This window comes from Gracilibacillus sp. D59 (assembly GCF_052246695.1).
In the GTDB taxonomy this organism is placed as follows: domain Bacteria; phylum Bacillota; class Bacilli; order Bacillales; family Amphibacillaceae; genus Gracilibacillus.
In genome coordinates this window covers 728,384-754,333 of record NZ_JBQQCK010000001.1, presented here as the reverse complement: position 1 = coordinate 754,333, position 25,950 = coordinate 728,384, and the positions used below count along the sequence as shown (strand labels likewise).

At 36.9% G+C, this 25,950-nt stretch carries 25 protein-coding genes; 20 read left to right on the top strand and 5 right to left on the bottom strand.

The features are described 5' to 3' along the window. Positions 1–245: 245 nt before the first annotated feature. Positions 246–434 carry a hypothetical protein gene (locus ACTWP4_RS03360; protein ID WP_443127339.1) on the bottom strand — a complete coding sequence of 63 codons (189 nt, stop codon included), beginning with the start codon at positions 432–434 and terminating at the stop codon, positions 246–248. Positions 435–537: 103 nt separating this feature from the next. After that, positions 538–816, bottom strand: a complete 279-nt coding sequence (locus ACTWP4_RS03355) for a 2-hydroxymuconate tautomerase (RefSeq protein WP_443127338.1) — start codon at positions 814–816, stop codon at positions 538–540. 36 nt (positions 817–852) lie between these two features. Here ACTWP4_RS03355 and ACTWP4_RS03350 point away from each other — a divergent pair, with 36 nt between their 5' ends. After that, positions 853–1,365 (top strand): YwhD family protein, encoded by a 513-nt coding sequence (locus tag ACTWP4_RS03350; protein WP_443127337.1) that lies wholly within the window; start codon positions 853–855, stop codon positions 1,363–1,365. 140 nt (positions 1,366–1,505) lie between these two features. On the opposite strand, the gene ACTWP4_RS03345 is transcribed toward ACTWP4_RS03350, so the two are convergent. Further along, entirely contained in the window at positions 1,506–3,578 is a 2,073-nt protein-coding gene (locus ACTWP4_RS03345; protein ID WP_443127336.1) for a transglycosylase domain-containing protein, read from the bottom strand. 264 nt (positions 3,579–3,842) lie between these two features. Here ACTWP4_RS03345 and speE point away from each other — a divergent pair, with 264 nt between their 5' ends. The 5 genes from speE (at position 3,843) to argS (ending at position 8,794) form a co-directional block, all read left to right on the top strand. Then, complete coding sequence (gene speE, locus ACTWP4_RS03340) at positions 3,843–4,670, top strand: polyamine aminopropyltransferase (RefSeq protein WP_443127335.1); 828 nt, start codon at positions 3,843–3,845, stop codon at positions 4,668–4,670. Positions 4,671–4,683: 13 nt separating this feature from the next. Then, the gene (gene speB, locus ACTWP4_RS03335; protein ID WP_443127334.1) at positions 4,684–5,556 is read left to right on the top strand and encodes an agmatinase; all 873 of its coding nucleotides are present in this window, start codon (positions 4,684–4,686) and stop codon (positions 5,554–5,556) included. Positions 5,557–5,630: 74 nt separating this feature from the next. Next, positions 5,631–6,668 (top strand): AimR family lysis-lysogeny pheromone receptor, encoded by a 1,038-nt coding sequence (locus ACTWP4_RS03330; protein ID WP_443127333.1) that lies wholly within the window; start codon positions 5,631–5,633, stop codon positions 6,666–6,668. A gap of 16 nt (positions 6,669–6,684) precedes the next feature. Then, a complete protein-coding gene (locus ACTWP4_RS03325; RefSeq protein ID WP_443127332.1) occupies positions 6,685–7,113 on the top strand; it encodes a DUF1934 domain-containing protein in 429 nt (142 codons plus the stop codon). A gap of 13 nt (positions 7,114–7,126) precedes the next feature. Further along, positions 7,127–8,794, top strand: coding sequence for an arginine--tRNA ligase (argS, locus tag ACTWP4_RS03320; RefSeq protein WP_443127331.1), 1,668 nt, complete (start codon positions 7,127–7,129; stop codon positions 8,792–8,794). Positions 8,795–9,536: 742 nt separating this feature from the next. Here argS and ACTWP4_RS03315 read toward each other — a convergent pair. Further along, positions 9,537–10,676 carry a phospholipase D-like domain-containing protein gene (locus ACTWP4_RS03315; protein WP_443127330.1) on the bottom strand — a complete coding sequence of 380 codons (1,140 nt, stop codon included), beginning with the start codon at positions 10,674–10,676 and terminating at the stop codon, positions 9,537–9,539. Positions 10,677–10,808: 132 nt separating this feature from the next. On the opposite strand from ACTWP4_RS03315, the gene ACTWP4_RS03310 reads away from it, so the two are divergent. The 11 genes from ACTWP4_RS03310 to dhaL all read left to right on the top strand — a co-directional run bounded on the left by ACTWP4_RS03310 (position 10,809) and on the right by dhaL (position 22,636). Then, the gene (locus tag ACTWP4_RS03310) at positions 10,809–11,396 is read left to right on the top strand and encodes an AAA family ATPase (protein WP_443127329.1); all 588 of its coding nucleotides are present in this window, start codon (positions 10,809–10,811) and stop codon (positions 11,394–11,396) included. A 113-nt stretch (positions 11,397–11,509) separates the two neighbouring features. Next, a complete protein-coding gene (rpoE, locus tag ACTWP4_RS03305) occupies positions 11,510–12,016 on the top strand; it encodes a DNA-directed RNA polymerase subunit delta (protein ID WP_443127328.1) in 507 nt (168 codons plus the stop codon). Between the two features lie 1,353 nt (positions 12,017–13,369). Continuing rightward, the gene (locus ACTWP4_RS03300) at positions 13,370–14,143 is read left to right on the top strand and encodes a DeoR/GlpR family DNA-binding transcription regulator (protein WP_443127327.1); all 774 of its coding nucleotides are present in this window, start codon (positions 13,370–13,372) and stop codon (positions 14,141–14,143) included. Positions 14,144–14,317: 174 nt separating this feature from the next. Next, complete coding sequence (locus ACTWP4_RS03295) at positions 14,318–15,733, top strand: ABC transporter substrate-binding protein (RefSeq protein WP_443127326.1); 1,416 nt, start codon at positions 14,318–14,320, stop codon at positions 15,731–15,733. 59 nt (positions 15,734–15,792) lie between these two features. After that, on the top strand, positions 15,793–16,722 hold the full coding sequence (locus ACTWP4_RS03290) for a carbohydrate ABC transporter permease (protein ID WP_443127325.1): 930 nt from the start codon (positions 15,793–15,795) through the stop codon (positions 16,720–16,722). 7 nt (positions 16,723–16,729) lie between these two features. Then, complete coding sequence (locus ACTWP4_RS03285) at positions 16,730–17,545, top strand: carbohydrate ABC transporter permease (RefSeq protein WP_443127324.1); 816 nt, start codon at positions 16,730–16,732, stop codon at positions 17,543–17,545. Positions 17,546–17,563: 18 nt separating this feature from the next. Beyond that, positions 17,564–18,697, top strand: coding sequence for an ABC transporter ATP-binding protein (locus ACTWP4_RS03280; RefSeq protein WP_443127323.1), 1,134 nt, complete (start codon positions 17,564–17,566; stop codon positions 18,695–18,697). Next, on the top strand, positions 18,685–19,815 hold the full coding sequence (locus ACTWP4_RS03275; protein ID WP_443127322.1) for an ABC transporter ATP-binding protein: 1,131 nt from the start codon (positions 18,685–18,687) through the stop codon (positions 19,813–19,815). The genes ACTWP4_RS03280 and ACTWP4_RS03275 overlap by 13 nt, the downstream gene beginning before the upstream one ends. 16 nt (positions 19,816–19,831) lie before the next feature. Then, on the top strand, positions 19,832–20,917 hold the full coding sequence (locus ACTWP4_RS03270) for an MDR/zinc-dependent alcohol dehydrogenase-like family protein (RefSeq protein ID WP_443127321.1): 1,086 nt from the start codon (positions 19,832–19,834) through the stop codon (positions 20,915–20,917). A 57-nt stretch (positions 20,918–20,974) separates the two neighbouring features. After that, entirely contained in the window at positions 20,975–21,976 is a 1,002-nt protein-coding gene (locus tag ACTWP4_RS03265; protein ID WP_443127320.1) for a dihydroxyacetone kinase subunit DhaK, read from the top strand. Between the two features lie 18 nt (positions 21,977–21,994). Then, the gene (gene dhaL, locus ACTWP4_RS03260; RefSeq protein WP_443127319.1) at positions 21,995–22,636 is read left to right on the top strand and encodes a dihydroxyacetone kinase subunit DhaL; all 642 of its coding nucleotides are present in this window, start codon (positions 21,995–21,997) and stop codon (positions 22,634–22,636) included. Between the two features lie 101 nt (positions 22,637–22,737). Here dhaL and ACTWP4_RS03255 read toward each other — a convergent pair whose 3' ends face one another. Then, on the bottom strand, positions 22,738–23,508 hold the full coding sequence (locus ACTWP4_RS03255; RefSeq protein WP_443127318.1) for a DeoR/GlpR family DNA-binding transcription regulator: 771 nt from the start codon (positions 23,506–23,508) through the stop codon (positions 22,738–22,740). Between the two features lie 263 nt (positions 23,509–23,771). On the opposite strand from ACTWP4_RS03255, the gene rpiB reads away from it, so the two are divergent. The 3 genes from rpiB (at position 23,772) to fsa (ending at position 25,939) form a co-directional block, all read left to right on the top strand. Further along, positions 23,772–24,230 carry a ribose 5-phosphate isomerase B gene (gene rpiB, locus ACTWP4_RS03250; protein WP_443127317.1) on the top strand — a complete coding sequence of 153 codons (459 nt, stop codon included), beginning with the start codon at positions 23,772–23,774 and terminating at the stop codon, positions 24,228–24,230. Positions 24,231–24,267: 37 nt separating this feature from the next. Then, entirely contained in the window at positions 24,268–25,218 is a 951-nt protein-coding gene (gene glpX / locus ACTWP4_RS03245) for a class II fructose-bisphosphatase (RefSeq protein ID WP_443127316.1), read from the top strand. 76 nt (positions 25,219–25,294) lie between these two features. Continuing rightward, positions 25,295–25,939 (top strand): fructose-6-phosphate aldolase, encoded by a 645-nt coding sequence (gene fsa, locus ACTWP4_RS03240; protein WP_443127315.1) that lies wholly within the window; start codon positions 25,295–25,297, stop codon positions 25,937–25,939. Positions 25,940–25,950 lie beyond the last annotated feature (11 nt).

Here is a 25,950-nt window from a genome sequence, read left to right as displayed (position 1 = left end):
AGAATCTAATAAAATTAGGGATGGATAAATACAACGCATATAAGAATAGTCACACTAGCAAAGGAGTAACCCGTATTGCCTACTCATGGATACTGACCACTACAATAACTAACCAGAGATTAACCAACTTCGGATTAATCTCTAGTCTACAGCACTATAGAAAGGTGCATGCCTAAATAAGTTGGAACCGCCGTATACGGATCCGTACGTACGGTGGTGTGAGAGGTCGGATAATCAATTAATGATTATCCTCCTACTCGATCATCTAAGAGTCTATCCAATTTTTCCTCGATCCGCTCTAGTTGTTTCCTATTTTGTTTAGGGCGGAAAATTAGTGAGGTTATCAGTATAATAATAGTAAGAAAGAAGATAAACGAGATAAGAGCAATGATAATACCGATAGCGTTAAATTCGCCTATACTAGCATAAACCATACAAAACACATCCTTTCATATCGATAGTATATCAACAAAAGGATAAAAATAGAAAATGAAGGACACATGAATAAAAATCAGTGAGAGTGTCCTTCATCCAAAATTAGTCAACTAAACGCTTACCACCAACACCATAATTTCGTTTGTCAATATCCTCGACAAACACGACAACCTTTTCGCGAGATGCCCCTGTTGTCTCGACAATTGCATCTGTTACTTTTTCAATTAACGCTTTGCGCTGTTCATCTGTTCGTCCTTCCAGCATTTGAACTGTTACGTATGGCATATGTATTCTCTCCTTTATATTGAAACTTTTCAATATAATTGTATCGTAAAAGTAAAAAGAGGGAAACAAAGAAGATGAAAACTCACTTTTAAACATGCTACAATGAAAAGTAAAATGAGTAGGAGGATTGTCATGAGTGAAGAGAAGAAGAAGAAATCCAATGCATTTACAATCATGAAGGACGATTCCACGGATGGTCATGGAGGATATGGTGTTGGTTCTGTCAGTTTAGAAAATATCTCCCCGGTGATTGTTGATCCGAATGAAGATCGTGCCTTTGTTGATATGGGAGCGATGCATGCGAGAAGTGAAGTGGAACGTCGTGTGAAGTTTCTCCCGAATAAGGAAGATGTACCAAACGGTAAACTGTACTGGATTGTCTGGGTCACGGTTGAACGTGGAGAAAATGGCCCGTACTTTCATGGTGTGACTGGATGTGAAATCCGTGTCGACCGTTCGATCAAACGTGCTTACAAATCAATGCCGGAGCACGTAAACCATATGGATAAATCGATGAAAGGGCATGTGATTGTTGATCATATGGATGAGAAATCACAAAAGTTACTCGCTGATTTCTTGCGAGAATTTGATTCTGAAATGTGGAAAAATTCGTCCGATGAACTAAAACAAGCATTACCAGAATAATGAACATTTTGTGAACTTTATCTGAAAATGAACAATTATACTTGTCCTATGAGAACAATTTTTTATAAAATATACACACATGGTAACTCTTAGTTACTAGGACCGGAAAAGGCTGGGCATTTGCCCAGCCTTTTTCCGTTCTATCTTCCGTCTTCTCCTTTCCACATCCATTCCCACCAGTTTTCGAGCAAGCGATCTTCCGGAATCATCTCATCTAATTCTCCAGGATGATCATGTTCATATTCTTCTAAATGGACTGTACAATATTTCGTCGGCTGTGTTCCTCGCACAAATAACATCTTATGAGTCTGGCCACATTCATCTGTTGCCAGAAAACCCGTATTTAAATCAATCGATACTTCTACTACATTCTCCGGTTTCACAATATGTTCTTCAGGTAAGTCTTTATGGGCTGACTCCATAAAACTTGCCCATACTTCCTTGGCATATCTTTTATCACTGGTTTTTACTATTTCTCGATTATCGTCATAACCGACCCAAACGCCAGCAGTAAGTGATGGGGTAAAGCCGATCATCCAATTATCTACATTAGTTGTTCCTGATTTTCCAGCATAATCTCGAGTTAGTTTGTCAGCGATAGAGGCACCGGTTACACTCATATAACCGTTTAATTCTTCCTGGAACATACCCTTCATCATATCAGTCAGGATATAAGCATACTCTTTTTTCAATACTTGTTTATCCTCAGACTTGGAAAAAAGACTCCATCCTTTATCTTCTGTTTGTTCTTTCTCCCGATCATATAACACTTCACCATAAGGATCTGTTACTTTTGTGATCGTATGGGCATCCACATCTAATCCGCCATTTGCAAGCATACTGTATCCTGTCACCATTTCCCGCACCGTTACCACTTCGGTTCCTAATGCTAACGATGCGACTGGATCTAATTCACTTTTAAATTGAAATTTGTTTTCGACTACTCGTGCAAATCGCTTTGGTGTCACATACAAATTAGTTTTGACAGCGTAAATATTGTCAGATAGTGCCAGTGCTTGTGCCATTGTGATTGGTTGGTTCGCATAATAATCATTATAGTTACTAGGCTGATAAACCTTACCATCTGCTAACTCAAACGTGGTTGGTTTACTCATAAGTGTTGTAGCTGGCGTCATACCATTTTCTAAAGCAGTATAATATAGAAAAGGTTTAAAAGCAGATCCTGGCATTCTTTTTGCTTGTGTTACTCGGTTAAAAGAAGAAGCTTTATAATCCTGTCCACCGATCAGAGCAGTGACAGCTCCTGAATCTGGCTCCATCGCCATAGCACCAATTTGGATTTCCGTGTTTTTTAATATTTTGTCCGATGCTTGTTGCATTGCCTGTTGTTGCTTCAAGTCTAATGTTGTATAAACTTTGTAGCCACCAGAACGAATTTCTTCGATGTCTACATCAAGTAATGATTGCAACTCCTTGACGACAACATCCTGAAAATAAGGAGCAACGCCTTTTGTAGTAATGGTACGTTTTTCGGAAAAGGCTAACTCTTCATTTAAAGCTGTTTCGTATGTTTCTTTATCGATTACATTTTTTTCGTAGAGGTTAGTTAAGATAAATTCCTGCCTGTCCTTTGCCTTATCAAGGTCATGAAAAGGTGAATAGTGGGATGGTCCTTTCGGGATTCCCGCCAGCATCGCTGCTTCTGCCCAACTTAATTCAGTTGCCGATTTATCAAAGAAAAACTTGCTCGCAGCTTCGATACCGTACGCGCCATGCCCAAAATATATCGTGTTTAAATATCCCTCTAACAGTTCATCTTTATCATAAAACATTTCTAATCGAATGGTATAAAAAGCTTCATATAATTTTCGTTTCCATGTTTTCTCATGTGTAAGATAAAGGTTACGAGCATACTGTTGTGTAATCGTGCTTGCCCCTTCTTTTAATGACATGGTCCGAATATCCTTCCAGATTGCTCCGGCTAATCGTTTAAAATCAAACCCGAAGTGATCATAAAAATGTTGATCCTCTGTCCAAATTGTTGCTTGTTCCAAGTGGTCATCTATTTCATCAAGGGATACCCAATATCTTTTCTCTGAACCGAATTCTTCACCGATCACTTCTTCCGTATTACTGTAATAAATAGTATTCTGAGACCGGTCTAATGAAGGCGGGCCAAGTAAAAAGCTAGCAATCAACAGCACTGCAATACAAGAACCCATCATCAATATTAAGAAAAAAATAGACTTCAATAACCGTCTCCTTCTCCTCCTACGTCTACGCTTCACCAGACCACACCTCCATTTCAACATCTATGAGAAAATTTTAAACTATTTCAACTCTGAACAGTTCTTCTGCATTTTGTTCCGTTTTACCCATCATTAGCATTATGGATAAAACAAGCAGGGTATAAACATGTAAGATGAAAGAATCACTTGATTTTTTACGGAAAAACTCTAGAATAGTATTGTTTACTACAAAAATAATTACTTGATATAGATAAAGGAGCGATCCAGATGGGATTATGGTTTACCGAGAAACAAACTGAGAACTTTGGCATTACCGCAAAAATTAATAAAACATTTCATACAGAACAAACCGATTTTCAAAAGCTAGACATGGTTGAAACAGCAGAGTGGGGTAATATGTTGTTGCTTGATGACATGGTCATGACGACAGAGAAAGATGAATTTGTCTATCACGAAATGGTCGCACACGTTCCATTGTTTACACACCCAAACCCTAAGGAAGTTTTGGTCGTAGGCGGTGGTGACGGAGGAGTTATTCGTGAAATCTTAAAGCACCCTTCAGTTAGAAAAGCAGTACTTGTCGATATCGACGGAAAGGTCATTGAATACTCCAAAAAATATTTACCGTCCATCGCTGGCAAATTAGATGATTCACGTGTAGAAGTGCGGGTTGCTGATGGATTTATGCATATAGCGGAAAGTGAAAAGGCGTACGATGTTATCATGGTCGATTCTACCGAACCAGTTGGACCAGCTGTTAATCTTTTTACCAAAGGATTTTACGCGGATATATCAAAGGCGTTAAAAGACGACGGTATCTTTGTAGCACAAACTGATAACCCTTGGTTTAAAGCAGATTTAATTCGCCAAGTATATGCGGATGTAAAAGAAATCTTTCCTGTAACTCGGCTTTATACGGCGAATATTCCCACTTATCCAAGCGGCTTATGGACATTTACAATTGGCAGTAAGATTCATGACCCGTTAAAAGTAAAAGAGGAACGTTTTTTTGAAATAGAAACGAAGTATTATACAAAACAGCTGCATCATGCTTGTTTTGTTTTACCAAAATTTGTTGAGGATTTAACTGTTTAGAGGAGGAAGTTACATGCGATTTGACGAAGCATACTCTGGAAAAGTATTTATCATGTCACGACCAGATGTTGAAGAAGCGGATGCGATACTTTATGGTATGCCTATGGATTGGACGGTGAGCTTCCGTCCTGGATCACGTTTTGGGCCGAATCGGATTCGTGAGGCATCGATTGGCCTTGAGGAATATAGTCCATATTTAGATCGTCATTTAGAAGAAGTGACCTATTTTGATGCAGGTGATATTCCGCTTCCATTTGGTAATCCACAGAGAAGCCTGGAAATGATTCGTGATTATATTGATCAAATTTTAGCTAAAGGAAAGTTTCCGTTAGGCTTAGGCGGTGAACATCTTGTTAGCTGGCCGATTATCGAAGCAATGTATGAAAAGTATCCAGATTTGGCGGTAATCCACATTGATGCTCATGCAGATTTACGAGAGGAATATGAGGGTGAGCCGTTATCTCATTCGACACCGATTCGGAAAGTTTGTGAAAGAATTGGTCCTGAAAATGTTTTTTCCTTTGGTATTCGATCCGGTGATCGTGAGGAATTCCGTTATGCCGAAGAAAGCGGTATGTACATGGCGAAGTTTGATGTGGCTGAGCCATTACAGGAAATGCTACCAAAATTAGCGGGACGTCCCGTTTATGTCACAATTGATATTGATGTATTAGACCCCGCTTTTGCCCCAGGTACAGGAACCGCGGAAGCAGGAGGCATTTCATCTAAGGAATTATTATCAGCTATTCATTTGATTGCACAATCACAAGTGCACGTAGTCGGGGCCGATCTTGTCGAAGTAGCACCAAATTATGATCCAACCGAACAGACAGTGATTGCTGCCAGTAAGTTTGTGCGGGAAATGTTATTAGGCTGGGTGAAATAAGTCACACGATATGTAAACTATGACGTAAATATGATAAAATATGTTACAGTTTATTTAGGAGTAGGAGATATTACATGAAAAGGAATCAAATCGTGAGTGAATTTTTGTTGAATGATACAGAAATGCCTCTACACGTTGTTTATCAGCAGTTGAAGGGTCAGCCAAACGAATTAAATGATATGAGTGAAATTTGCTTAGCAAGTAAAAATGAAGTAAATCAATGTACGGCAATGGAATATTTGTATGCCAATGGTTTATTTGAAGAGTTAAAGCTTTTGATTGATCAGACACAATACGCTACAAACAAGTTGGTCCGAAAAACATCACGAATTTATCAAATCATGTATGACCGTAAAACATTGAGAGCAAAACAATTGAAGCCTGCTGCTCCTGCAAAGTATATACAATCAGTAAATCGCTTGAAGATAAATGATGAAGAGTATACATTAAAAATTCTTCGTAATCTAGTTCATATATACAGTTATTTTGATATGCATCAGTATGGCAAAATTGGGACTTTTAATGATTCGATTAAACAAGATCTCCTCTATGTAAAAGATCCATTATTATATGATTTATTTAATTCGAGATTAAATGAGGCATTATTTAATTATCATTGGAAACGAAATGAACTGATTTTATCACGTAAGTATGGTTATCAATTATTAAAGGAAACAAATAATCAACTGAAAGAAATTGATATTCATAATATTTTGGCGCAAGGTTACTTATTCGAAAGCTATGATCAGGCGATGCACCATGTCTCTGTCGCCATGGAAATGGCAAGGCAATTACAATATGAGCGAGCATTGTACGGTTTAAAAAACTTTACTCTTCCTTTTATCGCAGCATATTATAAGAGAACAGAAGGTATTACAAGTGAAGATAAGGCAGAGCAGGCCCATATTGCATTGGCAGAAAATGACTTGGACAAATGTATTCGTATATTAGAAAGCTTCGATCAACTTACCCCATTTCAACAATATTATTTAGGACGAGCTAAGCAAGATAAATATTTATTACGAACATCTTACCAACGTTTTATTGAAGAACGTGATGATTATTTTTATGCAAGATTACCACTTGAGGCGTTAAACGCCCTTGATCAATAGAAGGATGAATGATAACGTGAATAAATCTCCCGTATCCATTAAGATGACAATGGAAATTATCGACCTAGGAAACAAAGACGTTACGGTCGTCGAAGAAAAAGGTCAGTTATTGGAAAAAGATGAGACTACTGTTTTGAAATTTAGTGAAACAAACGAAAATAACGAACAAACAGATTCCCTGATTACCATTCAACCTGACAAAGTTACTGTCAAAAGGTCTGGAGCAGTATCGATGCTGCAAAAGTTTCAAAAAAAGCAAATAACGGAAAATGTCTATCGCCATGCATTTGGGACCATGCACATGGAAACTGAAACAGATCAAATTTTATATCGATCACCTGTTGCTAATAAAAATGGCAAATTATTTATCAGTTATCAAACCAGCTTAAATGGGGAATCACCAAGACGTCACCGCTTAACGATTATGGTAAAAAAAGAAAACTAATGGAGGTTATTGTATGAACGTGATGCAAAAGATGCAGGAAAATTTAAAGGCGGAAATTAAACGTGCTGTACTGGCAGCAGAGTTGGCAACGGAAGAAGAAATTCCTGCTGTTGTACTCGAACAACCGAAAGATAAAGCTCACGGTGATTATGCAACAAACATCGCTATGCAGCTTGCTAAAATCGCCAAAAAAGCACCGCGTCAAATTGCTGAAGATATAGTTGCCCAATTGGATCATTCGAAAGCATCGATTAAAAGTGTTGATATTGCAGGACCAGGTTTTATCAATTTCTTCATCGACAACCAATACTTAACGAATTTAATCCCAACTATTTTAGAACAAGGGGAAGCATATGGATCTTCAAACACGGGTAAGGCTGAAAAAGTTCAAGTCGAGTTCGTCTCAGCTAATCCAACAGGGGACTTGCACTTAGGGCATGCTCGTGGTGCTTCAGTTGGTGATGCATTATGCAATATTTTAGATAAAGCAGGTTATGAAGTGCAGCGAGAGTATTACATTAATGATGCCGGAAATCAAATAAACAATCTTGCTTTATCGGTACAAGCCCGTTTTATGCAAGCTTTAGGGAAAGACTATCCCATGCCTGAAGACGGTTATCATGGCGCTGATATCATTGGCATCGGAGAATCTTTGGCAAAGGAACATGGGGAAGCATTGCTGGAGAAATCAGAAGAGGAGCAGCAATCCTTTTTCCGAGAATATGGCTTGAAATTCGAATTAGATAAATTGGCAAAAGATTTAGGACAATTCCGTGTAACGTTTGATAATTGGTTCTCAGAAACGTCATTATACGAAGAAAATAAAATTGTTCCGGCAATTGAATTATTAAAAGAAAAAGGATATATCTATGAACAAGATGGAGCTACATGGTTCCGTACAACTGATTTCGGGGATGATAAGGATCGTGTGTTAATCAAACAAGACGGTTCCTATACGTACCTATCACCAGATATTGCCTATCACAAAAATAAGCTAGATCGTGGCTTTGATAAGTTGATAAATATTTGGGGAGCAGACCATCACGGCTATATTCCAAGAATGCGCGCAGCTATTCAAGCTTTAGGCTATGATACTGATACGTTGGAAGTCGAAATTATTCAAATGGTGAATCTTTTTGAAAATGGTGAAAAGGTGAAGATGAGTAAGCGTACTGGTAAAGCAGTGACCTTACGTGAATTAATGGAGGAAGTCGGCATTGATGCTATGCGTTATTTCTTTGTGATGCGCTCAGCAGATTCACATTTAGACTTTGATATGGACTTAGCTAAATCACAGTCTAACGATAATCCTGTTTACTATGTACAGTATGCACATGCACGTATTTGTACAATGCTGAAACAAGCAGGAGAAAAAGGAATTGATTTTGCAGATTATGATGCAACTGGTTTGCAGTCCGAAAAAGCCGAGGACTTATTGAAAAAGCTAGGTGAGTTTACCCAAGTGGTTGCCGATGCAGCGGAAAATCGCACACCACATCGTATCACACAATACATTTTCGACTTAGCAGCAAACTTACACAGCTTCTACAACGCTGAAAAAGTAATCAGCGAAGACGACATTGATGGGACAAAAGCAAGACTAGCACTAATGGAAGCAGTTCGCATCACACTAGCAAACGGAATGAAACTAATCGGTGTCCACGCACCAGAAAGTATGTAAAAGCTACGATTATCGTAGCTTTTTTGCTTGTAAGGTAGGTAAACCGTTGGTATCACAGCATTTAGGTATCCTATTCACATCTGAAATGAGCAATATATAAAAAGAGATGACTAGTCTTATTGTTTATCACTTTTATGATGAAAGTTATCGTGTGCAAGGAAATCGCTTCGGCTGCCTCCGCTATAGCTTTTTCTACAACGAATATCAGAAAACGCATATAGTATGTACACAATGGTGGACATAAAACATAAACTACGCAGCAACTTTTATGTTCCTTCCTCCCATCGTTTAGGAGATGAGTGCAAGTCCAACGCTGCGGAAAAACACTCCCTTTCCGTGGGGAACGCTTCAGCCTCCTCGCGAGCAAAGAACGCTCACTGCGGGGTCTTCAGACTGTTCCTCTCCCACAGGAGTGTCGCATTTTTCCGCAGCTTAGAGTAGTTTCCTGGATAAGTATGAGGGAATCCATAGAATATACTCCATTAGTTCTATTCCTCCAAAAATAAAAGAATTACTACTAGCGCAGGCAGAATACGTAGACTCCAGTGGGAACAGCGCGAGCTGAAGATCCACTTGGTAAAGTGATTTTCTTTACCAAGTTAGCTGAAGCCGTGCCCACGGAAAGCGAAGTATTCTGCCGGAGCGGTATTTCAGCACTTCCTATGGATTGAATGGAGCAGAGAAATTTGATTTTCACTATTTCGCAGTTTGTATCTAAAACGAATTAAAATCCCCTTCTGCATCATAAAAAAATACGGAAGGGGATGCTGATCCATGACAGGATTTTGAGGTATAGGGGTTGGTGGTTAAGCCAGGTGTCTGTCATTCTTTTGCTTGTGCTTATATCAAAGTCAAACGTTTTGCGCATTACATGGTAGATAGGATGTTCATGGCCAACGATCAGGTTTAATTCCTGATTCAATTGAAGGCTTCTGCGGTCGAAATTGGCTGTACCTGCATCACAGATTTTTCGATCAAAAAATAATACCTTTCCGTGAAAAAAGCCATCGACATATAAATAAATAGTTGCGCCATGCTCCTTCATTTTTCTGAAGTAAGGTAATGCCGCTGCTTTAGCGATAATATGATCAGCTTTTTCCGGAACCAAAATCGTCACGTCGACGCCTCTTGCCAAGGCATCCATTAGTGCCTGTGCGAGTTTTCGGGTTGGTATAAAATAAGGGGAGCCAATTTCAATCGTTTCTTTTGCGTTCTCGATATAATCAAGCAACTCTTTTTCCAATACTTCCCCCTCTGTTGATAATACCTCTATATCACCGGTTTGAGGGATTTGTCCTTTATTCGTGAATCCCCAATCATTAGTAAAGCTTTCCTGCATCACTTCTCCAATCTTTCCAATCATCCGCAAATGATAATCACGCCATTTTCCTAGCTTAACATCCTTACCAACATATTCATCCCCTAAATTAAAGCCACCAAAATAACTGATCCTCTGATCAATCACAAGCACTTTGCGATGATTTCGCTGCTGTAGATGGTAGAAGAAAGGAAAACGAGGTGGATTCGTTTTACGTACAAAAAACTTTTGATTAAGCCATTTTTTGCGAAATTTAAAACTACCCACCCAATCGGTCAATAACCTAACTCGTACTCCTTCTGCATGCTTACGGGCGAGCAACGTATAAAATTGATTACTTATGCGATCGTTACGAATAATAAAAAATTGAATATCAATTGATTCTGTAGCTTTCTCTATATCGGCAATCATTGCCTCAAACAGGGAATTCCCCTCAGCGAACAATTCTACTTCTTCAGTAGTTGTCTGCCAACTTTGACTATTATTTCGCTTTGAAACAAGAAAACGACCAACTTGAAAATCTATCATTAATAAAAGAATTAATAAGATGATGATCCATAGCATATGTTTTTCCCTCATTTCCCTCTTGTTACTATACCCAAAAAAGGTTAAAATCATAAGCAACATAATGGATGCGTTTTTTGAAATAATAAGTTAACATAAAGAAGGAACAGATTAATAAAAGAGGTGTAAATCATGCAGAAATTAGTGTTTTTTGTAGGTGTGGCAGGAACAGGTAAAACAACAGTAGCAGAGAAAATTTCAGAACATATTCCATGCGCATTTCTTGATCGTGATACAGTTGGGGGACGTTTTGTGGAACGTTTTCTTGAAATGAATGATCTAGATCCAAAAGATCGTGATTCCAAATTTTATAAAGAAAACCTTCGTGATTTAGAGTACGATACTACGAAAGATATATGTATTGAAAACTTACGTGTTGGACAAAATGTATTTATGATTTCCCCATTTACTGCCGAATTAAAAAATAAAGAATGGATTGAAGAAGTGGTTACGGCTAGCGGTAAAACGAAAGAAGAAGTTGATGTGAAGGTAGTAGTAGTAACACTTCAGGATATTGAGCAACAACGAAAACGAATTGAAGAACGTGGTACAGAACGCGACACATGGAAGCTGGAAAATTGGGATTCGTATGAAACAAGAGTAGATTTCGTTCCTACTATCAACTGGGATATCCCGAAAGGAAACATCGAAATCTTTGACAACTCCGGTGATCTGACAGAAGAAAAAGTTGAAAAGCTGGTATCTTTTCTTGAAAACTAGCTTCCTTAAAGATTGTTGCATTTCAATTAACAAAGCCATATAATATGATGGTAGAACTTAACTAATCAGTGATTTTGTTTACATATAGATTAGAAAAAAAGGAGTGCTAAAGCGTGAGTTTAAAAGACATAACAAAAGAAAGTATAGATGAAATGGCAATGATTGATATTGCAACGTTAATTTTAGAAGAAGAAAATAAAGCAATTAATTTCCGTGATATATATGAACGTGTGGCTAAATTAAAGAATTTATCCGAAGCGGAAAAAGATATATGGATCTCGCAATTTTATACTGACTTAAATATAGATGGCCGTTTTATGACAAAAGGTTCGAACATGTGGGGATTAAAAAGGTGGTATCCAGTAGAAGAGATTGATGAAGATATTACACCTGTACCGAAAAAGAAGAAAAAGAAAAAAGCTAAAAAGAAAAAAGCTCCAGTGGAACCATTGGAGGAAACGGAAGATCTCGATGAAACAATTATTAGTAAAGAGGATTTAGCTGGTTTCGATGACGAGGAACTGGATTCAGATCTCGCTGATGATGACTTTGACTTCGATGATGACGATCTCGAAGACGAAGTGGATGATGATTTCGATGTAGAAGAAAAGGAAAAGTAAATTTCTAATTTGATTTTTAGGACAAAAACGCAAAAGTGTTTTTGTAATCATGACCTTTCTACATGCTGCTGTCTGTACTAAATCGGTTGGAAGACCTTAGGTTCACATAAACCAAGGGTCTTTAACCGTTTTTAGTGATGAGTTTAGCCGTTAGTTTCTTTTATGTGGGCCAATACAAATGAATTTGTCAAAGTAATCTCTGATTTGATTGTATTCAGTTTTTTTGCCGTTCCTTGATATCAAATAAGGTATTGAGCAGCAATAAGTTGACATACCACGGTAACTTTTGCTTTATGCAATAATTGTTTTTTAAGATGGTGTTCAACTCCTGAAGCTTGGTGTGATCGACTGAGTAAAATAGACTTGACTAGTAACGCCATAAGAATGCTAATTATAGTCTAACCAGCATCTGATCATTTGATTTACTTCTGCCCCTCGCTACTTCATACATGTTTTTAAATCCATATGTTGGTATTGTAATGTTTAATAGTCAATCAATTCATAAAAACTTGGTTATTAATCATTTTCTTTTCGATTTCAATAGGATAATGTCGATTTCCACAATCACTATTGTGCCTTAGTTGATTATATTCTTGGATTAAATCCATTTAACTATCTCTCGTTTTCAATTTCCCTCGTGTAAAATTAATAATTGAAGAAACAATATATTTAGGCTCGATTTTTTAGGTAAATGATCCAACCTCCACCACATTACCAAATAAGTTGTCCAAAATCCCCATATGAATATCTGACTCCACAAGTTTATCCCTGAAAATTTATGTAGCGTTCAGGAGCAATACTTCCTCCTTAAAGCATGTTCTCTCATGAAATATAATGATTTCTCAATAATGTTTTCAGTCTTTGGCCAGTAGTGGCTTCATAGCAGCACATCTTTCAGATTTAAGGAAAGTTTATCTGCATTTGTAACGATAATTCTATCGCGTTTGTAACTGCTTTATACAATATCCAAATCTTCATAGGCAAAAGTATCAAGCAATATAAAGAAATAAGTCTTCTTTGTCAGGAGCTGTTACAGGTGACTGGTTGATATCTTTCAAACTTCACTACCTCAAACTTAAATTCTCGCATATGGATAATGGTTTTTGAATTCCTAAGTAATAGAGGAGGTTAATACGATTTGTTTTTCCTGTAGCTTTATCAATTAGTTCAATATATATCTATAATTAGGATTTCTAATCCTTTTAATAAAGTGCTGCCCCTCCTTTACATTTATTAGTGATTATGATTATAATGGCAACATAAACAATGCGAAACAATAACAAACAAAAGAATAACTCGAAAATAATTGATTAAAACCAGTTGATTTACTTTAATATAAAAAGGAGTGAAAACATGTTAGCACCTAGCCGAAGGAAAAAAATTATTCAAATTTTAAACGAAAAGAAACAATTATTAGTAAAAGATACATCCAGGGAGTTTGGTGTATCAGAAGGAACATTACGAAATGACCTGAAAATCTTAGAAGAGGAAGGGTTTTTAGTAAAAACCCATGGTGGGGCAATGTTACCGGAGCAATATGACCCGAATTTAGCATTTAGATCTAGGGTGGAGCAAAATCAATCAGAGAAAAAATTGCTTAGTGATAAAGCGATGGAACAGATTGAGGGGAAGTATTGCATAACCATTGATGCAAGTTCTACTTGCTTAGAGTTAGCAAAGCAATTAGTTGTATATAAAAAGAATTTAACTGTAATTACAAATGGTCTTGTAACTGCCCAGATTCTTGCCGAGAATACAAGCTTGAATGTCATTATGATCGGAGGGTTAGTCAGGCCAGGAAGTACAGAAATAGAAGGCTCACTTGGAAAAACAATTTTATCAGAAATTAATTCTGATATTTTTTTTACATCACCACACGGTTTTACTGTGGAAAGTGGACTAAATGATTTCAGTGTTCACGAAGCTCAATTGAAAAAATATATGGCTGAGAGAGCTGAGAAATGTGTCGCGGTAGTAGATCATACAAAGATAAACCGAAAATCAGTAGTTACGTCACTCGAAACAAATGAAATCGATGTATTAATCACAAGTGAACAAGCCCCTAAAGAGTTTTTTGAGAAACTAAAAAATCAGTATTCAACCATACAGCTGGTTACGGTGAAATAAAGAAAACATAAAGTATTTTCACTTTAAAAACATAAAATGAAAATAAACGAAACGTATTGACAACAAAAAATAATAATGTAAAATAAAACGCAAGAAAGAAAAAACGTTAGGAGGTGAAAATAAATAGAGACAAACATAAAACATTTTGCTAAAAAAATTAGGGAGGAAAACGAATTGAAAAGAATAATATTTGGCTTCATAAGTGTTCTTGCATTCATGTTTACAATTGCCTGTTCTAATGAAAGCGCTACAGAAAATAAGGGGGATAGCTCCTCAACAGATACGGTTGATTTAGAAGAACTTGACGGGTTTGATTGGAAGCGCTTTGATGGAGAAGAGATTGAGGTGATGCTTAATCAACATCCATATGCGGAAGCTATTATCGAAAGAATACCGGAATTTGAGGAGAAAACTGGAATTAAGGTAAATCACTCACTTACACCAGAAGAAAACTATTTTGATAAATTAACAACTTCATTAAATGCAGAAAATGGTAATCCAGACGTTTTTATGACTGGTGCTTATCAGGTATGGGAATATGCAACTGCTGATTATATGCAGGAATTAGACACCTTTATTGAAGATGAGAACAGAACATCTCCGGATTATGATGTGGATGATTTTTATGAAGGTATTTTAGGTGCAGGTCGTTGGGATGGTGTTCCGGGACATGCAGTAGGTGAAGGAAACTTATATACAGTACCATTAGCTTACGAGTTTAATTTATTACACTATAACAAACGTGCGTTGGAATCTCTTGGTTTAGAAGAACCACCGGAAACGATGGAAGAATTAATAGAAGTTGGTGCCCAATTGGATGGGTGGAATGGTGAAGGTAGTTATGGTGTAGGTACTCGGGGTACTAGGTCATGGGCAACTATTCATCCAGGATATATGACTTCGTTTGATAACCATGGAGCAGTAGATTTTACGGTAGAAGATGGTTCGCTAGTACCCCATCTTAATAGCCCGGAATCGATTGAAATTACAGAAAAGTTTGCCGAACTAGTAAATAAAGCAGGTCCTTCTGATTGGTCAAGTTATACGTGGTATCAAGTTTCAAACGATTTGGCACAAGGTAAAGCAGCATTTGCTTACGACGCTAGTAACTGGGCAATATTTCATAATGTGCCAGGGGAAGCTCTGGAAGCTGGGAACATTGGGGTCACCACGCCACCTCGTACAAAGGATGGTGAGCTTGGAACAAACATGTGGGTATGGTCTATCGCTATGAATAAATCATCCGAGAAAAAAGATGCTGCTTGGTTGTTTATGCAGTACTTTACTAGTAAAGAGCATATGCAATGGGGCGCAACAGAAGCGAATGTAGTAGATCCGGTTAGAAAATCTGTATTTGAAAGTGATGAATATCAGGAAAGAATCGGAGACATTGAAGGTTATGTAGAAACGTTTAATGAGTTAATTGATGGATCAACCATTAAATTTACACCACAACCAGAATTTTTTAATACTACTACTGAATGGGCAGCAGCATTGCAAGATATTGTGAATGGTGCTGATGCAGAGGAAAGAATGAATCAATTAAATGCAGATATTCAGGAGAGAGTTTCCAGAGTAAGAGCAGAATAAATACTTAAAATGTTAAGGGTGGAGCTTCCTCCACCCTGTTATCCAAGGGGGAAATTCAAATGGCAACAGAAGCGTATGAAGAACTAGAAGAAGAACATTTGACAAATAAAGTGCCTTTAAAGATTAAAATGAGACCGTTTATCATTTTAGGTCCTGCTTTTTTACTTACCATCGGAATTTTAATCCCGTTTGGCATGGCAATTTATTTTTCATTAACCAATTATTCTTTTAAATATCCAGACTATGTATTTGTTGGATTAGAAAATTGGATAGCGATGCTTACCTCTGCAGATTTCTGGCATAGTGTTGGTGTTACCTTATTATATGCTGGTTTAGCGACATTAATCGAAACATTACTGGGAATCGGGATTGCGCTATTGTTAAATCGCGAGAATATTCTATCAAGAGCACTTCGTATCATTTTAATTTTTCCTCTAGTTATTGCTCCGGTTATCGCGACAATTATATGGCAATTAATGACGAATAATTCAGTTGGGATATACAGTGACTGGTTAAGACAGCTCGGAATTTCAAACTTTAATTGGGGAGCGGACCCTTCAACAGCATTATTTACGGTATTAATCATTGATGCATGGGTTTTTACGCCATTTGTAACCATCCTAGTATTAGCCGGTTTACGTTCATTGCCGAAAGCACCGTTCGAATCGGCTATGATTGATGGTGGTTCAGCATGGTTTACTTTCAAAAATTTAACTTTGCCAATGATCATGCCAATGTTAATTATTGCAGTATTGTTCCGATTGATGTTGTCCTTGCAAATGTTTGATATTATTTTTGCTTTAACTCGTGGGGGGCCAGGGGACACTTTAATGACATTACCTTTAACAGCTTATACCGAAGCATTTACGTACAAGGAATTAGGTGTATCATTACCATTTATGCTAATCCTGTGGGTGTTTGTATACTTCTTAAGTCATTATATTGTTAAATATTGGACACACACGCAAAATAAAGCTTCAGGAAAGTAGGGAAAATATGAAAAAGAAAATTATAACGACTTTGCAAAATGTAGCACTTCTTTTATATGCTTTCTATGCGATATTTCCACTGCTGTGGCTGGTAATACTTTCTTTCAAGCATGATAGAGAAATGTTTAATACGACCTTTATATTCACGCCAACATTAGAAAACTACCGCGCTCTATTTTCCGATGGTGAATATATAGGTTACTTTTTAGATAATATTATTGTCAGTTTTGGAGCCATTACTCTATCGATAATTGTAGGAGTACCAGCAGCGTATGCGCTTGCCCGGTTTGATTTTAAAGGGAGAGAAGGAATTGCATTTACATTCTTATCATTCCGATTTGCTCCAGAAATATTAGTTGTTTTACCTTTGTTCCTTCTTTACCAGGAATTAGGGCTTTATGATACTTATGTAGGTTTAATTTGGGTGTTCCAAGTATTGTCGCTCCCTTTATTGATTTGGATTTTAAGAGGTTACTTCGAGGATATTTCAGTGGAGGTAGAAAATGCTGCCAGACTTGATGGTTATTCATGGTGGCAAGTATTTATGAAAATAGTTATGCCGTTAATACGTCCAGGATTAGTTGCTTCAGCATTGTTATCCCTTATATTTGTATGGAACAATTTCACATTTTCGTTATTGTTAGCAGGACAAGATGTAACAACGACAACAGTAGCAATGCTTCAATATGTCGCATCTGATACTGTGCATTATGGCCAAATGGCAGGTGCAGTCTTAATATCATCATTGCCGATTATTATATTAGCTTTATCTATCCAGAAGCACCTTGTTCGTGGTTTGAGTATGGGATCTGTAAAAGGATAATTGAAAGGAGGAAAAAAGGTGGCAGATATTACATTGAAATCAATTTCTAAAAAATTCAAAAAAGATGTAGCCTTGGACCATATAAATTTAACGGTAAAAGATAAAGAATTTTTCGTTATTTTTGGTCCGGCTGGGGCTGGCAAAACAACTTTGTTAAATGTTATAGCAGGATTATATTTACCGGATTACGGAAATGTCTATTTGAATGGTGAATACTTTAATCACGTGGAACCAGAAGACCGAAACATTGCAATGGTCTTTGAAAATTATGCATTATATCCGCACTTTACCGTTTTTGAAAATATTGCTTCACCGCTTAAAAGTCCAAAATACAGAGAGCCAAAAGAAGTCATAGAAAAAGAAGTGAAAAGGGTTGCCAGTATATTAAAAATTGATCATTTGTTAGAAAGAAATATTTCAGAATTATCAAACGGACAACGGCAACGTGTTGGCTTAGGAAGGGCCCTAGTTAGAACTCCCCATGTGTTTCTTATGGATGAACCAATAACACACCTGGATGCTAAACTTCGCCACCAGATGAGAGCAGAACTTAAAGAAATGCAAAAAAATCTAGATACAACAACTATATATGTCACACATGATTATTTAGAAGCATTAAGTTTAGGTGATAAAATAGCAATTCTCAATGAAGGGAAAGTAGAACAGATCGGAACCCCTGATGATATCTATTATTATCCGCATAATGAATTTGTTGCAGGTTCCTTTGGAGAACCGGAAATTAATTTTTTCGATGCGATTGTCACAGAAGATGAGCAACTATCTATTTTCGAGGAAGCTAAAAAACAAGACATACCAGAGCAAGTAAAAAGGAAATTGGATAAAAATACAAAAGATGTTCGGGTAGGTATACGACCTAAAGATATTAAATATAGCTTTTCGAAGGAAAGTGAACATAGTGTAGAATGTTCCGTTTACAGCTTTGAGCCTTTAGGGGCAAAAGCCGTTTTGACTATCGAAAAGAATGGTAACCAGATAAGGTTAGTTGTACCATCTGTTTTACAAATTGATATGAATCAGCCTATATATATTAAATTAGATATCAGTAAAGCAATGTTCTTTGGATCCGACAAAATTAACCTTCTTTCAAAATTTATCAAAGATGCTAAGGGAGAGGTAGTATGGCAAAGCTAAAATTAGGTAATTTATATAAAACTTATTACAAAAATAAAGAGCCAATACATGCCGTTAGTGATTTAAATATTGAAACAACTGATGGGGAATTTGTTGCACTTCTAGGACCGTCCGGATGCGGTAAATCAACAACTTTAAGAATGATTGCTGGTTTAGAGGATATTACTTCTGGTGATATATGGATTGGTAGCCGTAAAATAAATGATTTACATCCAAAGGATCGCAATATTGGGCTGGCGTTTGAAAATTATGCAATGTATCCACCGTTGTCAGTTTATGAAAATATTAGTTTTAACATGAGAGCTAAAAGTGTACCAAAACAAAAAATTAAGGAAGAAGTAGAAAAAATATCGGAATTACTAGACATAAAAGACCTGCTGCACGTGAGTCCAAGTGCGTTATCTGGCGGACAGAAGCAAAGAGTAAATATTGCAAGGGCGTTAATTAGAAGGCCAGAAGTACTTTTGCTAGATGAACCACTTTCACACCTTGATGGAAAAGTCCGCCAAAAGATGAGAACCGAAATTAAACATCTCCACAATGAAATAGAGTGTACGACTATTATTGTAACGCACGATCAATTGGAAGCGATGGCTTTGGCAGATCGGATTGCCATTATTAAAGATGGTGTACTGCAACAATTTGGTACACCGCTTGAGGTTTTTAATAATCCAGCAAATGAGTTTGTTGCTGGTTTTATCGGAGAACCACCTATGAATATATTTAGTGTTTATACTAAAATGGAAGATGGAAAAATGTACTTCACGTCCAAAAATGAAAAGTTACAGTTTAAAGTGCCTGACAAATATGTGGAATTTGTTCAAGAAGGTAGAGAATATCATTTTGGGATTCGACCCACCGATATAGCTGTAATAGTGGATGAACTCCCTTGCTCGATTGATACTAATGTGACAGTTTTTGAGAATCTAGGTGAGGAATGCAGAATTCATATTAAAATCGAAGAAGATAACATTTTAAGTATAGTTTCTGAAGAAATTTATTCCTTTGATACTGGTGATCCTATAAAAATAAAATTTGATACAGATCGAATTCATATCTTTGATGTTGAAACAGGTGAACGTATAGAAAATAAAAAGGTAACTGCAACATTACCTTAAGGAGAGGGAGATAGATATGACAAATAATCAAACAATACCAGAGAAAATGAAAGCGGTTGTGGCGTATGGACCTGGGGATTACCGCTTGGAAGAAGTGGATACTCCAAAGCTTGAAAATGACCAAGAAATTATTATAGAAGTAGAAGCATGCGGGATTTGTGCTGGTGATGCAAAAGCTCATGCTGGTGCTGTTTCATTTTGGGGGGACGACTATCAACCGGCTTATATAAAAGCACCTGTAATACCGGGTCATGAATTCATTGGTCGAGTAGTAGCACTTGGGGATGCTGTAACAGGTTTTAAAATGGGAGATCGTATTATATCGGAGCAGATAGTACCGTGTTGGGGCTGTCGTTTTTGTAATCGAGGCCAGTATTGGATGTGTGAAAAGCATGACTTATATGGATTTCAGTATAATGTCCACGGTGGTATGGCGAAATATATGAAATTTACAAAAGAAGCAATCAATTATAAAGTCCCAGAGGATCTACCAATTGATAAAGCCATATTAATAGAACCCTATGCTTGTTCATTACATGCTGTTCAAAGGGCACAGATTCAAATAGGAGATACCGTTGTAATTGCAGGTGCAGGTACATTGGGGCTAGGCATGGTTGGTGCAGCTAAAAAAGCAGGAGCAGGAAAGTTAGTAGTATTAGACTTAATTGATGATAGATTGGAACTTGCTAAGAAGTTCGGCGCTGATCTAACTATTAACCCTGCTAAGGATGATGCAGTGCAAATTATAAAAGACATGACAGATGGATATGGATGTGATATTTACATCGAAGCTACAGGACATCCGAAATCAGTAGAACAAGGTTTATCTGCAATTAGAAAATTAGGTAGATTTGTAGAATTCAGTGTTTTTAAGGACCCAGTAACAATTGACTGGAGTATTATTGGGGATCGCAAAGAACTTGACGTGCTAGGTTCACATCTAGGGCCGTATTGCTATCCTATAGTTATTGATGGAATTGCGAACGGGGATTTTCCTACAGAAGGTGTTGTTACACATCAATTAAAACTAGAAGATTTTGAAGAAGGCTTTCAAATGGTTAAGAATGGGAGAGATTCACTCAAGGTAGTCCTAGTACCTTAAGTTATTTGCAGATCTGCAAATATTTCTTAATCAATATTTTGGGGGAGAGATGTATGAATGAAAAAATTAATAAATAATCCAAATGATGTAGTTGATGAAATGATTGATGGGTATGTGAAGGCGCATCCGCAAGTAAGACAGTTAGAAGAAAATAAACGTTCAATAGTTATTGCAAGTGAAACTCGTGAAAATAAGGTCGGTATCCTGATAGGAGGAGGATCAGGTCATGAACCTGCTTTTATGGGGTATGTCGGAAAAGGTATGGCAGATGGCGTAGCAGTAGGGAATATTTTTGCCTCCCCACCTCCAGATCCAATTGTAGAAGCAACCAAAGCAATTGACAAAGGGAATGGTGTCGTATATATATATGGAAACTATGCTGGTGATATTATGAATTTTGGAATGGCGGCGGAACTAGTTGAATTAGAGGAGGATATTGATGTAGAACTCGTCGTAGTAAATGATGACGTAGCCTCTGCTCCCCATAATGAAATAGAAAAACGAAGAGGTATTGCAGGAGAATTCTTTGTTACAAAAGCTGCTGGTGCTGCAGCTGAAAAAGGGTACAGCCTAAAAGAGGTAGCAGAAGTAGCAAAAAAAACCAACGATGTTACTCGAACAATGGGAGTAGGTTTGAGCCCATGTTACTTACCTCAAACAAATGAACCTAGTTTTACTCTAGAAGATAATGAAATGGAAATTGGCTTGGGCCATCATGGGGAGCCAGGTGTGGAAAAGGGCGAATTACAGAAAGCTGATAAAGTGGCTGACCGATTAGTTTACGATATATTAAATGATATTACAATTTCAAAAGGTGATAAAGTTGCTGTCCTTATAAACGGGTTAGGCTCAACCACGAAAATGGAGCTCTACATAGTATTTAGAAGAGTGGAACAAATACTTAAAGAAGAAGGTATTGAAATTCACCGATCTTATGTAGGGAATTACAGTACATCGTTAGAAATGGGGGGGTGTTCTGTTACCCTCACTAAGTTAGATGATGAATTAGTGGAATTGATTGATTTAGTGGCCGATTGCCCGATGTATGCACAATTATAAGGAACGGGGGAAGATGTTATGATCTATACAACAGATCAGTATAAACAATACTTATATAATGTTATTGAGATGATCGAACAAGAAAAAGGTTATCTGTCTGATTTAGATCGAAAACTAGGGGATGGTGATCATGGTGTTACTATGTCAATTGGCTGGCAAGCTGTAAAGGAAAAGTTGGATGATGAATTAAAGGAAGAAGCAGATGGGGGAGAGATCAGTAAAATAGTAGCTAAAACCTTTCTGAATGCTGTTGGTTCCTCTGTTGGTCCGCTGTATGCCACTGGCTTTTTGAGGGGGAGTAAAGTTTTTAAAGGTAAATCAGAATTTGAAGATCAAGATTTATTTGATTTTTGGATTGCCTTTGGAGAAGGCATTAAAGAACGCGGACAAGCGGAGATTGGTGATAAGACTATGATAGATACTATTGACCCGTTTGTCCAATCCTTGAAGTTACAGAGGGATGGTCAATCTTTTGTGCATGCGATGGATAAGGCATTAAAGGATGCTGAACTGGGAATGCTATCTACTAAAGATATGGTATCCAAAAAAGGGAGATCGAGCAGATTAGGGGATCGATCAAAAGGATTTCAAGATCCAGGAGCTACTTCTGCCTTTCTGATAATGGAATGCTTTCAAAAAAATCTATCAAGTATTAAATAATAATAAACAGAAGGGGCTTATTACTCTCCCCTTCTGTTTTTAGATTAAATAAAAGTATAAACTCCTATGGAAAAAGGAAGTTCACTATCTGTTTATTTATATTATAAGATAAATTCGACGTTGTTATTTTGGAAAGCTTCTTTCAGTTTATCGTCAATATCTTGATCAGAAATAAAAACATCGATGTCTTCAATACTGGCAAAGGATGCGATGGAGTTATCCCCTATTTTCGTATGGTCTATAATAGCGACAACTTTTTCAATTTTGCTAATTAAGGCCTTTTTTAACTCTACTTCGTATACGCTGAAATCCGTTAATCCTTCATCTGGAGTGAAGCCTCTTGCAGAAGTAAACATGGTGTCGACGTGAATCTGATTTAAGATACTAGTGCCAAAAGGTCCTTCTAATGCCATGGATCCATTTCTAAGCATACCGCCCAATAGAATAACTGTGATGGCAGGATTATCACGTAGCTCGATAGCCGCAGAAATACCGTTTGTCAGTACTGTCAGACGAATATTCTGATCCTTTAATAATCGGGCAATTTCTAATGCAGTTGTGCTGGCGTCCAGAAGGATGCAGTCCTTATCATGGATGAAGGTCATAGCTTTCTTTGCTATCGCAATTTTACTTTCTTTATTTTTCTTTTCTCGAGCAGAAAAGGTATTTTCAGCATTTATAGGAGAATCAAGAACAGCGCCACCATGTGTTCTTGTTAGTAAACCTTTCTTTTCCATATTGGATAAGTCACTTCTCAAGGTGGCTTCTGAAACATTTAATATTTTAGAAAGGTCTTTTACAGTGACTCTTTTTTTATCTTGCAAAATCTCTAAGATAGCATTTCTTCGCTCGGTTGCAAACATTTTACTCATATTATCACCCTTTAATACTAAAGTTATGCATTCTCCCATAATTGTATCACATAATGAAAATAAACGAAATTAATAACAAGTTTCGTTAATTATTTATTTGCAGAGAAAAAAGTAAATTTATTTTCGAATTATACTGATTGATTTCTAATTATTTAAATAATTCCCATATAAACGAAAATAAATAAAAAATAACATTGAAAAACAATAAGTATTATTTTAAAATAAAACTGTAAACAATTAAAAACGAAAGGAGAAGAAAAAAAATGAAAATAGCAATAGGTAGTGATCATAATGGATTTGAATTGAAGGAAGAGATTAAAAAGTATTTAGATAATGAAAAATATGAATTTATAGACTATGGATGTTACTCGTGTGATGCGGTAGATTATCCTGATGTAGCTTTTCGAGTTGCAAAAGATATAAGTGAAAATAAGGTGGAACGAGGTATTCTAATTTGTGGAACAGGAATTGGTGTTGCGATTGCTGCTTGTAAATACCCTGGTATTCGTGCAGCACTTTGCCATGATACTTACTCTGCAGAAAGAGCTCAACTAAGTAATAACGCACAAATTCTGACGATGGGTGCGCAAATCATTGGTCCTGAAGTTGGTAAAAAAGTTGTGGAGGCTTATCTCAATTCGTTTTGGTCTGGAGGATCTGAAAGAAAAGTGAAGAAAATTACAGAAAAAGAAAATGAATTTACTACAAAATCTTCAAAATAACTTTCTGTAGTTTGTACAGGAAAGGGAGGTTAACGCCTTGCAAAATTTAGCATTTGATTTTCTTAAGGTAACGGAACAAGCAGCCATAGCTTCATTTCCTTGGGTAGGAAGCGGAAAGAAGCTAAAAGCTGATGGAGATGCAACAAATGCAATGCGTAATACACTCAATCAAATTAATATAAATGGGAGAATTGTTATAGGCGAAGGAGAATTAGATGATGCTCCAATGTTGTATATCGGAGAACAAGTAGGTACTGGTTTCGGAACCAAAGTGGATATTGCTGTTGATCCAATTGAGGGTACGAATTCAACTGTAAATGGTCAGGATAATGCGTTTACTGTAATTGCCGCAGCGCCGAGCGGAGCACTATTGCATGCGCCGGATATGTATATGGAAAAGTTAGTAGTCGGGGCAAAAGCAAAAGGTAAAATAGATATTAATACCCCCTTAACAGAAAATGTTCAAGTGGTAGCTGAAGCAAATAATAAAGATATAAAGGATGTTAAAGTATTAATTCAAAAAAGAGAGCGACATAGTAAATGGATTGAAGAAATAAGAAAGATGGGTGCCAAGGTATATTTGTTTGATGAAGGAGATATCACGTATGCTGTTGCTACTTGTATAGATGATCAAGAAATAGATTTATTCTATGGAATTGGTGGGGCTCCAGAAGGTGTAGTAGCAGCTGTAGCGGTAAATTGTTTAAATGGAGATATGCAGGCTAGATTATTACCACAATCAAGAAAAGAATACGATAGGTGTGTTGAAATGGGGATTAATAATCCTGGAAATGCTTTAAGACATTCTGATTTAATAAAATCAGACGAATGTTTATTTACTGCAACAGGTATTACGGAAAATATTTTATTGGATGGTATTAAAACAGATGCCGAATCAAACTATACGACGCACTCGTTAATACTAAATGGTGAAAGTAAACAGTTAAGATATGTGAAATGCAAACATCCTAATCCACACATAGCTTAAGTCTTTAACTTCAACAAAATGTTAAGCCTTTGCGAAAAAGGTTAGAATGATAGCTTTAGATTCGAGGAGGAGAACAATGAAATTTTTTCTTGATACTGCAAATATAGCAGAAATAGAAAGAGTAAATGAGTTGGGGCTTGTGGATGGTATCACTACTAATCCATCTATTATTGCTAAAGAAGGAAGAGGTTTTGAAGAAGTGATAAAAGAAATATGTAGATTAGTAGACGGACCGGTCAGTGCGGAAGTTATTGGATTAGAAACCGAAGATATGTTGAAAGAAGCTAGGGAAATTGCAAGATGGGCGCCAAATGTAGTTGTGAAAATTCCGATGACGGAAGCAGGGTTGCGAGCAGTGAATAAGTTGTCTGATGAAGGAATCAAATCAAATGTTACTTTAGTATTTTCTGCAGCTCAAGGTTTAATGGCAGCAAAAGCCGGTGCGACATATATAAGTCCGTTTGTTGGAAGAATTGATGATATCGGAACAGAGGGGATTGCCATAGTGAAAGATTTAAAAACAATACTAACAGAATACAAATATGAAACAGAAATTATTACTGCTAGTGTACGTAATATCAATCATTTACAAGATGCTGCTGTAGCTGGTGCAGATATTGCAACAATACCAGGTTCTTTATTCCCTAAGCTTTGGACCCATCCATTAACAGATATAGGTATTGAAAAATTCTTAGCAGATTGGGAAAAGGTTCCGAAATAAGGAGTGAAAAC

Excerpts from the sequence above, each read along its gene's own strand:
- ACTWP4_RS03360 (WP_443127339.1), bottom strand. The coding sequence starts at position 434 with ATGGTTTATGCTAGTATAGGCGAATTTAACGCTATCGGTATTATCATT.
- ACTWP4_RS03355 (WP_443127338.1), bottom strand. The coding sequence starts at position 816 with ATGTTTAAAAGTGAGTTTTCATCTTCTTTGTTTCCCTCTTTTTACTTT.
- ACTWP4_RS03350 (WP_443127337.1), top strand. The coding sequence starts at position 853 with ATGAGTGAAGAGAAGAAGAAGAAATCCAATGCATTTACAATCATGAAG.
- speE (WP_443127335.1), top strand. The coding sequence starts at position 3,843 with ATGGGATTATGGTTTACCGAGAAACAAACTGAGAACTTTGGCATTACC.
- speB (WP_443127334.1), top strand. The coding sequence starts at position 4,684 with ATGCGATTTGACGAAGCATACTCTGGAAAAGTATTTATCATGTCACGA.
- ACTWP4_RS03330 (WP_443127333.1), top strand. The coding sequence starts at position 5,631 with ATGAAAAGGAATCAAATCGTGAGTGAATTTTTGTTGAATGATACAGAA.
- argS (WP_443127331.1), top strand. The coding sequence starts at position 7,127 with ATGAACGTGATGCAAAAGATGCAGGAAAATTTAAAGGCGGAAATTAAA.
- ACTWP4_RS03315 (WP_443127330.1), bottom strand. The coding sequence starts at position 10,676 with ATGCTATGGATCATCATCTTATTAATTCTTTTATTAATGATAGATTTT.
- ACTWP4_RS03310 (WP_443127329.1), top strand. The coding sequence starts at position 10,809 with ATGCAGAAATTAGTGTTTTTTGTAGGTGTGGCAGGAACAGGTAAAACA.
- ACTWP4_RS03300 (WP_443127327.1), top strand. The coding sequence starts at position 13,370 with ATGTTAGCACCTAGCCGAAGGAAAAAAATTATTCAAATTTTAAACGAA.
- ACTWP4_RS03290 (WP_443127325.1), top strand. The coding sequence starts at position 15,793 with ATGGCAACAGAAGCGTATGAAGAACTAGAAGAAGAACATTTGACAAAT.
- ACTWP4_RS03285 (WP_443127324.1), top strand. The coding sequence starts at position 16,730 with ATGAAAAAGAAAATTATAACGACTTTGCAAAATGTAGCACTTCTTTTA.
- ACTWP4_RS03275 (WP_443127322.1), top strand. The coding sequence starts at position 18,685 with ATGGCAAAGCTAAAATTAGGTAATTTATATAAAACTTATTACAAAAAT.
- ACTWP4_RS03270 (WP_443127321.1), top strand. The coding sequence starts at position 19,832 with ATGACAAATAATCAAACAATACCAGAGAAAATGAAAGCGGTTGTGGCG.
- ACTWP4_RS03265 (WP_443127320.1), top strand. The coding sequence starts at position 20,975 with ATGAAAAAATTAATAAATAATCCAAATGATGTAGTTGATGAAATGATT.
- dhaL (WP_443127319.1), top strand. The coding sequence starts at position 21,995 with ATGATCTATACAACAGATCAGTATAAACAATACTTATATAATGTTATT.
- ACTWP4_RS03255 (WP_443127318.1), bottom strand. The coding sequence starts at position 23,508 with ATGAGTAAAATGTTTGCAACCGAGCGAAGAAATGCTATCTTAGAGATT.
- rpiB (WP_443127317.1), top strand. The coding sequence starts at position 23,772 with ATGAAAATAGCAATAGGTAGTGATCATAATGGATTTGAATTGAAGGAA.
- fsa (WP_443127315.1), top strand. The coding sequence starts at position 25,295 with ATGAAATTTTTTCTTGATACTGCAAATATAGCAGAAATAGAAAGAGTA.